The 7,838-nt window shown below is 68.0% G+C and carries 4 protein-coding genes; 1 reads left to right on the plus strand and 3 read right to left on the minus strand.

What is annotated here, in order from left to right:
• On the plus strand, nt 1–1,379 hold a 1,379-nt coding region (locus VHR41_00565), incomplete at its 5' end, for a hypothetical protein (protein ID HEX3232655.1).
• 20 nt (nt 1,380–1,399) lie between these two features.
• Here VHR41_00565 and VHR41_00570 read toward each other — a convergent pair.
• The 3 genes from VHR41_00570 to VHR41_00580 form a co-directional block, all read right to left on the minus strand.
• Entirely contained in the window at nt 1,400–4,099 is a 2,700-nt protein-coding gene (locus VHR41_00570) for a TonB-dependent receptor (protein ID HEX3232656.1), read from the minus strand.
• Nucleotides 4,100–4,188: 89 nt separating this feature from the next.
• Complete coding sequence (locus tag VHR41_00575; protein HEX3232657.1) at nt 4,189–7,350, minus strand: protein kinase; 3,162 nt, start codon at nt 7,348–7,350, stop codon at nt 4,189–4,191.
• A gap of 7 nt (nt 7,351–7,357) precedes the next feature.
• The coding region (locus VHR41_00580; protein HEX3232658.1) for an ECF-type sigma factor at nt 7,358–7,838 on the minus strand (481 nt) is incomplete at its 5' end.

Consider the following 7,838-nt stretch of genomic DNA (forward strand, 5'->3'; position numbering starts at 1 on the left):
CGCTCGAGTGGCGCGCGCATCACTGCCGGGTGGAAGGTCTGGACGTGCTCCAGGTCCTGCTCCGCCGCTCCTTCGTTGCCCGCGAGCTGGGGTGCGGCCGCGTCGTCGCTGTCATCGCGCTGGTCCCTCGCGTCCCGGACGGGCGGCCGGTCTCGGACCCGAGGGAGTCGGACTCGACGGCGCTGGATGCGGCCCGCCCGCTCGGGCTCTCGTCGTTTCGGATCGCCGCCGTCTCGATCCCTCGGCTCGACGTCGAGCTGACGCGGCGTGGGAAGCGCGGGGGCAAATCCGTCCGGTCGGACCACGCCCGGTTCGAGGCCAGCGACCTCGTGTTCGACCCGGCGGCCGACGCCCGGGCGCGCCCGGCGCTTTCCGCCAAGGAGGCGCGGCTCACGGCGACGGGACTGGCCATCAGATTCGACACGCGCGGCGAGATCACCGTCGACGGCCTCGAGGCCGATCTCGCCCACAGCACGCTCCGCCTGATCGGCGCCCGCCACGAGCCCCAGATCCCCGAGCACGATTGGGTGCGGCGCCACCGGTTCCGGCGTGACCGGATCCGCTTCGGGCTCGACAGTCTCCGCGCCCGAGGCTTCGCCTGGCGCGCCTTCATCGCGACCGGAGGAATCGGAATCCGGGCGCTCGAGCTGGATGGGCCCCGACTGGACGTGCTGAGCGACCGTCGCCTGCCCCCGGGCCGGCCCGTGCGTCACCGAATTCCGCAGCAGGTCGCGGCCGGTCACGGCCCGGCGCTCCGGTTGGACAGCGTCATCGTCACCCGCGGCTCTATCGTATACCGCGAGCGCCATCCCGGCCGCCGCCGGCCCGGTCAGGTGACCTTCGACTCGGTGCGAGCGACGGTTCTCCACCTGGACCTGCCCTCCCGAGGCAAGCCGCTCGAGGTCGCGGCCCGCGCGCGACTCATGAACCAAGGATGGCTTACCGTCCAGGCCTCGGTCCCGCTCGACGCGCCGGATTTCCGCTACCGGCTCTCGGGCAGGGTCGGCAGCATGCCGGCTGCCGCCTTCAATCGAATGCTGTCTGAGAATGAGGCCTACGAGTTGGCGGATGGCTGGGTCGAGGGCATCGCCTTCGAGCAGGCCGCGGAGGGAGGACGCACGGTCACGACGCTGACGCCGCGCTACTACGACCTGTCGGTACAGCCCACCGGCGAAGGCGGCGGCCTGTTCGGGTCGGTGAAGCGGTCGGTGAAGAAGTTCTTCGCCAACGCCTTCAAGGTGCGCTCCCGCAATCCGGGGGAGGACGGCAAGAACCTCCGCACCGCCCGAACCTCGCGCCGGTACGATCCGGCGGACCCATGGGTCCGCTTCCTGTGGATCAGCTTGCGGGACGGATTGATGGAAGTTGTGAAGGAATAGAGCCCGGCCTCGCGGCCCGACTATGGCATCCCGCCGAAATCCAGCGTGAGACCCAGCCGCGCGCTCATCGGCGGCTGAAAGTTGAGGCCACGGTTATACCCGGGGTTGATCGTCGTCTGGTTCCCGGCGGCGTCGAGGGCCAGGTAGTGCACGTCATCCTCCCGGACCGCCGCTCTGGAGTTCGTCAGGTGAAACAGATCCAGGCACACCTTCGGCCGCGCGCCGCCGCTCCATACCGGAAGCGTGTAGGCCAATCGGAGATTCAGATCAAAAACTGAGGGCGTGCGACCCGCCGAGCCGCGGGGTCGAAGGAATACGTTGTAGGGAAAGCCGACGGTGGCTGCCCCGAACTCGTTGCGAGGCAGCCCGCTCTCCCAGGAGGTGACGATCCCTAGCGACAGCCCGGCGTCGAATCGATACGAGCCCGCGAACTTGACCAGGTGGGGCCGGTCGTTGGGGAGAAGCCCTGAGCTGTTCGTGTACAGCTCGGGAAAGTCGAAGGCGATCCCGGAGTTGGGGAAGGGAGCCGGATCGATCTGCTGCACATCGTACAGTCCCGGATAATTGCCCGAGGTTCGGGAGAGCACGTACGAGGCCAGGAAGTCGAAGTGCCCACCCCCCGGCTTCTCGAGCGTGAAGACCAGTGCGGAGTAGTGTCGGACGGCCTTCGGCACAAACGCGAGATTGCCCCTGCCGGGGTTCCCGAGCTGGAAGGCGTTTTCACCCGGGTTGAATGCATCGTCCACCGCCCAGCGGAGCCGACGTACGACCCCGCGCAGGCCCGCCCGAAGGTTGCGCCCGACCGTACCTTCGTAACCCAGCGTAAGCTCGTCGTAGGACTGTCCCTCCAAATCACGGCGCGGCTCGATCTGCGGCACGAAGACGGCAAACGTGGTGTCGCCTCCTGTAGGATCCACCCTGGGGTCGTGATCGAAGTGAAGCTGGACGTTGCTGGTCCCGTTGTTGTAGTAGAACAACGACAGGTTGAGCGGGATCTGCTCGTAGAAGCGTCCCAACGAGCCGAACACCTTGTGCCCCCCTTGTCGTCCCAGCGCGTAGCTGATCCCCAGGCGTGGCTGCCACTCGCCACCGAAGCTCTGGGCAGACTCCCCGGTCGCCGCGGTGAGGTACTGAGCGTCCCACCGGAGGCCCGCGTTGAGGACGAGTCGGTCGGTCACCCGCCAGGAGTCCTGGAGGTACGCGGTGGGCACGCGGTTGCGCACCGAGACATTGGACTTCACGTGGAGCAGGAAGTACGACGTGTCGTTGTCCTTGCGGATGAAACCCTGGGGAGACCCCGGCTCGCCGGACGCATTGGTGAGCTCCTCGTAGCGGTTGCGCTCGTACTCCACCCCCGTCTTCACGTCGTGCCGCCCCAGGGTGGTCGCGAAGCTGGCTCGGACGGACTCGCGCTTCCGTGAGAACTTCTGGAACGCCCCGTAGCCACCCTCGAAGGTGCCCGCCGGTACGTCCCAGAACGTCGGCTCGGTGCGACCGCGCTCGGTCGGCGACTCCAGGCGGGAACCGTGGGAGTATCTCGCCACGGACAGCTCGACCTGGCCCCGGTCTCCCAGGCGGCGCCGCACGAGGGCCGCCAGAGTCGTCCCCGACTCGGTATTGTCCTCGACGGCCGCGTCGGTGTTGAGCAGCGTCTCGAACGGCACCCGGTTGAGCACGATGCGGCGATGCTTGCCCGGATCGCCGTGGACGATGACCGAGACGTCGGTCTCCGGACTCGCGCGCCAGCTCAGTTTGGTGGCGAAGAGGTGCTGCGTGTGGGTCTCGTCCGGCAGGTCGACGCCGGGAAGCGTCACCCGTTGCCGCTGGAAGCTCGGGTTGTACGCCGCGAAGAACCAGAGGTGCTGGCGCACGATCGGCCCGCCCAGGCTTCCCCCGAAGTCGTAGTTGGAGGACCGGCTCTCCTCGGCGGTCGCCAGCACGAACCGGGGTGAAGCCGAAAGCCCGCTTCCGGTATAGAAGCCGAACACCTGACCGGCGAATTGGTCACCGCCGGTCGGGGTGATGACGTTGATGATCCCGCCTGTCGCCTTGCCGTACTCCGCCTCATACCCACCCGCCTTCACCTGGAGCTCCCTGACGAAGTTGTAGGGCAGGATGGATATGGTGGACCCGACCTTGGGATCGGTGATGTTCACTCCGTCCAGGAAGTACGCATTCTCCGGTCCCGTTCCCCCCGCGATATTCACGTCGTCCTGGGGAAGCAGCGTCGGATTAGCCTGGGGCGTGAGGCTCACTATGGACCGGAAGTTCCGGTCCGTGGGGAAGTTGGTGAATTGTTCGGCGGTGATATTGGTCGCGGTGGCCGCACTCGACACATCCACCAGCGCCTGCTCGGCGGTCACCACGATCTCACCCAGCTCGACCGCCGCGGGTTGAAGGGCCACATCTCCGATCGTGGTCGCTCGGCCCAGCAGGACCGTGACGCTGTCGATCGCAACCGGCCGATAGCCGATCAGCGAGAGCCGGAGGCGATAGCTGCCCACGGGCAGCCCGACGAGTCGGTAGTAGCCCCTCGCGTCGGTGGTCTCGCGACGCAGGCCGAGCATGCTGGTACCCTGCGCCTCGACTCGAACCCCTGCGGCGGGAACACCCCCTTCCACCACAACCCGGCCGAGTACCCGACCGCTCTCCTCCTGTGACTGTCCCGATTGGGCCAGACACACAGTCATCGCAAACGCCAAGACGACGTGAGTGCGCATGGGAAAACCTCCATGGGAGCCGCCACGGCTCCCACTTGGTACACGAGAAACCCGGGGAAATCGGCTCATGGCGTCCGGTTCGAGCCCTGCTATCTGCCCGACTCCTCCCCGCCGAGCTGCCGCAGCCGGTGCTGCACTTCGATGACGGCGGGCCTGAGCTCGGGGTCGGCATCTCGCCACAGCTTGACGAACCGGGAGTAGTGCTGTCTCGCCTTCGCGGTATCCCCCCGTTGCTCGTACAGCTCGCCCAGCCGCTTGCAGGTCGGAGCGAGCTGCGTCTCGTCAGTCCCGAACGGCCCCTGCTCGTTGAGGCGGTTGATGTTCGGCGTCGTGAGAAAGCGCTCGTAGACCGCAATGGCCGAATCCGGGTTGCCTGCGCGATCGTACGCCAGCGCCAAGGCGTCCTGGCCGCACGCAAGACAGTTTCTGGGGGTCGGCACGTACGCCTCGAGCTCGGCGATCGCGTCTTGATAGCGGCCTTCCGCGAGCGCCACCTGGCCCCAGGCATAGCGCCGCATGTACTCATCGACCCGCCGCAGGTTGGGATCGACGCCCTGTTCGAACTCGCCGAGCAGAGCCCGCGCTCGATCCGGTCTGCCGGCGTTGGCGTAGGCCAGCGCGAGCGTGATATAGGGCCGCTCGAGTAGCTGGATGGAATCCAGCGGAAAGCGGACGAGCGCCGCCTCGATCGTCTTGAGTCCGCGGCCCGGCTGCTGCCGGAACCAGGTATCGATGAAAGCCAGCTCCACCGCATCCCGGATGTAATCTCCCGGACGCCCGGCGTCGGCGCTCGACCTCATGGCGTCGCGGGTCTGCTCCTCGGCTTCCCGCAACCGTCCGCGCACGAGAGCAATCGAGGCAAGATCTCGACTGGCGCTGGCCTTCGACGGGGGGTCATTAGAGTAATGAGTCTTGATTTCCTGGGCGAGGGACCGGGCGGCGGCATAGTCGTCGCGCAGGGCGGCCATGCGACTCTTATACCACAGCATGCTTCCCTCCGGCGGAAACAGCGTCATGGTCTTCTCTACCAGACGCTGCGCCTCGCTGAGCTTACCGAGCGCCGCCAGGCCATTCACGAGATTGAGCGGCACTCCCGGGGTCCAGGGATGGATGGTGTCGAGCCGTGCGCGCCAAATCGATTCCGCAGGCTCGTACTGATGCAGCACGTAGTACGCGACGGCCAGGTTGTTCGCGGCGAGCGAGTCCTGCGGGTAGCGCCGGCTGATGTCGCGATAGATGGCGGCCGCGCGATCGAATTCCCCCGTGATGTACGAGTAGTAGATGGCCCGGGTGTGATCTCGCTCCAGCTCGGTCAGCCGATCCTCGTGCTGCAGGGCCTTGGTCAGCGCGGCCACCGCCGCGGTCCGGTTGCCCAGGATAGCCTGAAAGCCGCCGAGAGTGCGCCAGGCGGTGGCGAAATTGCTGTCCAGCGCCACGGCCTCCTCGAGCAGCGGCACGGCTCGCACGTGGTCGTTGTGAACGTCACCAGCCACTTGTCCTTCGATGTACTTGTGGAGCGCTGCCAGGGAGGAGGTCGTCAGTTGGGTGAGCGGCGGTTCGCTGCGCACCGATCGCAGCGACTCGCCGATCCGACCCCGAAGCTGGGCCGACAGCCGGTCGATGGCGGCAATAACCTGGGTCGAGTCGGCAGCCGTCTCGCGGTAGCCGGCGAGGACCTCGCCGGTGGGAGGCGATACCAGCTGCGCCGAGATCAGAAAGCTGCCGCCGAGCCGGGTGACCTCGCCCGTGAGCACGGCCTTGGCGCCTTCGCGGACGGCCATCTCGCGGGCGAGGGCCAAGTCGAGCCTGCTGTCGGCCGGCCGCCGCATGCGCGCCAGGGACTCGCTCACCTTGCCGGCCGGCATCACGGTGATGACGGGCGATCCCGTGAGGTCGATGCGGAACGCGTCGGTCACCGCGGGGGCGAGCATCGAGTCCGGCCCGCGGCCCTCGAAGTCAGCGATGAGGAGCTGTTCCCGCTCCTTCAACACTCCTGTCGAGAGCAGCGTCGGAGCAGACGGCCTCATCGTCCGGAAACCCGCGTAGCCGAGTGCCGCCACGACCAGAGCCGTGCCCATGCCGAGCAACGCGCGACGTGTCGCGATGGGGGACTGGCGGCGCTCCTGAGCTGCCGTTTGCGCTGCGGGGGTGGTTTGCGCGGGGACGGGTTGGCCCGCCGCGACCTCAAGCACGCCGAGCACCTCGCTGGCGGTCTGGGGCCGCTCTGCCGGGTCCTTGGCCAGGAGCCCCAGAATCAGGCTCGCCAGTGCGGGCGGCACGTCGCGTCGATGCACCGTCACCGGTGTCGGCGGCTCGATGATATGGGCGGTCAGCAACGCCCGCACCGAGGTGGCATGGAAGGGAGGGCGGCCCGTGAGCAGCTCGTAGCCCAGGCAGCCCAGGGCATAGAGGTCCGCGCGATGGTCTGTAGTCCGGTCGCTCGTTGCCTGCTCCGGCGCCATGTACGCCGGCGTCCCCAGCACCAGCCCGGTGGATGTGAGGGTGGAGGTGTCGGACCCGCCGCTCCCCATGCTGCTGGACGCCACCAACGCCTTGGCGATGCCGAAGTCCGCCACCAGGGCGTGGCCTTCCGAGAGGAGAATGTTGGCCGGCTTGAGGTCGCGATGAATGATGCCCCGACGGTGGGCGAAGCCCAGGGCGTCGGCCACCTCCCGGAGGAGCCGTACCACCTCGGCCACCGGCAGCGGTCCCTCGCGGTCCAGCCGCTGCTGCAGCGACTCGCCGGCCACGAACGGCATGGTGTAGTAGAGGAGCCCGTCGGCCTGGCCGGCGGCGTGCAGGGGCACCACGTGAGGATGCTGCAGGCTGGCGGCGAGACGGACTTCACGGTGAAACCGCCCCGCATTGACGGCCGCCGCGACGTCCGGGGCCAGCACCTTGAGGACGACCTGGCGGCCGAGGCCGGTATCGGTGGCCACGAAGATGCGGGCCATACCGCCGCCGCCCAGCTCCCGCTCCACCCGATAGGCCGATCCGAGGCCTCGCTGGAGGCGTTCAAGGAGCTCGGGACTCGTCGGCGCTGATGGGACTGTGTCTTGACCGCCAGGAATGGGAGAGGCCGGCTCCATGAATCGGCTGTCGGCTGCCGCCCGCAGCAGCGACTCCACCTCCTGCCGCAGCTCCGCATCGTCGCCGCACGCCTGGTCCAGGAACGCCGCCCGCTCGTCCGGCGGTCGATCCAGAGCCGCCTGGAACACTGCCTGGACCTCGCGCCAGCGCTCCCGCTCCACTCGACACCTAACCCGGGAGCGGGCTCAGCTCTCGCCGCAGCCACGCCCGAGCCGTGGTCCACTGCCGCTTGAGCGTCGCTGGCGAGACCTCGAGCACCTCGGCGGTTTCTTCGATGCTCAGGCCACCGAAGTAGCGGAGCTCCACCACGCGCACCTTCTCGGGATCGAGCTGGGCTAGACGCTCGAGCGCCTCCTCCAGCTCGAGTACGTCGACGGCGGGGGTGCGGCCGGCGATATCTCCTGCCAGGCTGAGCGTCAGCCTGGCCGCACCCCCGCCGCGCTTCGCCCTCCGCCGTGCGCGGGCATGATCCACCAGGATGGAGCGCATGGCCTTCGCAGCCACGCCGAAGAAGTGCGCCCGGCTCTGCCACTCGATCTTGGTCCGACCCACCAGCCGCAGGTAAGCCTCGTGCACCAGCGCGGTCGCCTGCAGCGTATGGCCTGGGGGTTGACGGCGCATGTAGCTCTCCGCCTGGCGGTGGAGCTCA

The sequence above is a fragment of the Gemmatimonadales bacterium genome (genome assembly GCA_036265815.1).
In the GTDB taxonomy this organism is placed as follows: Bacteria; Gemmatimonadota; Gemmatimonadetes; order Gemmatimonadales; family GWC2-71-9; genus CAVVWJ01.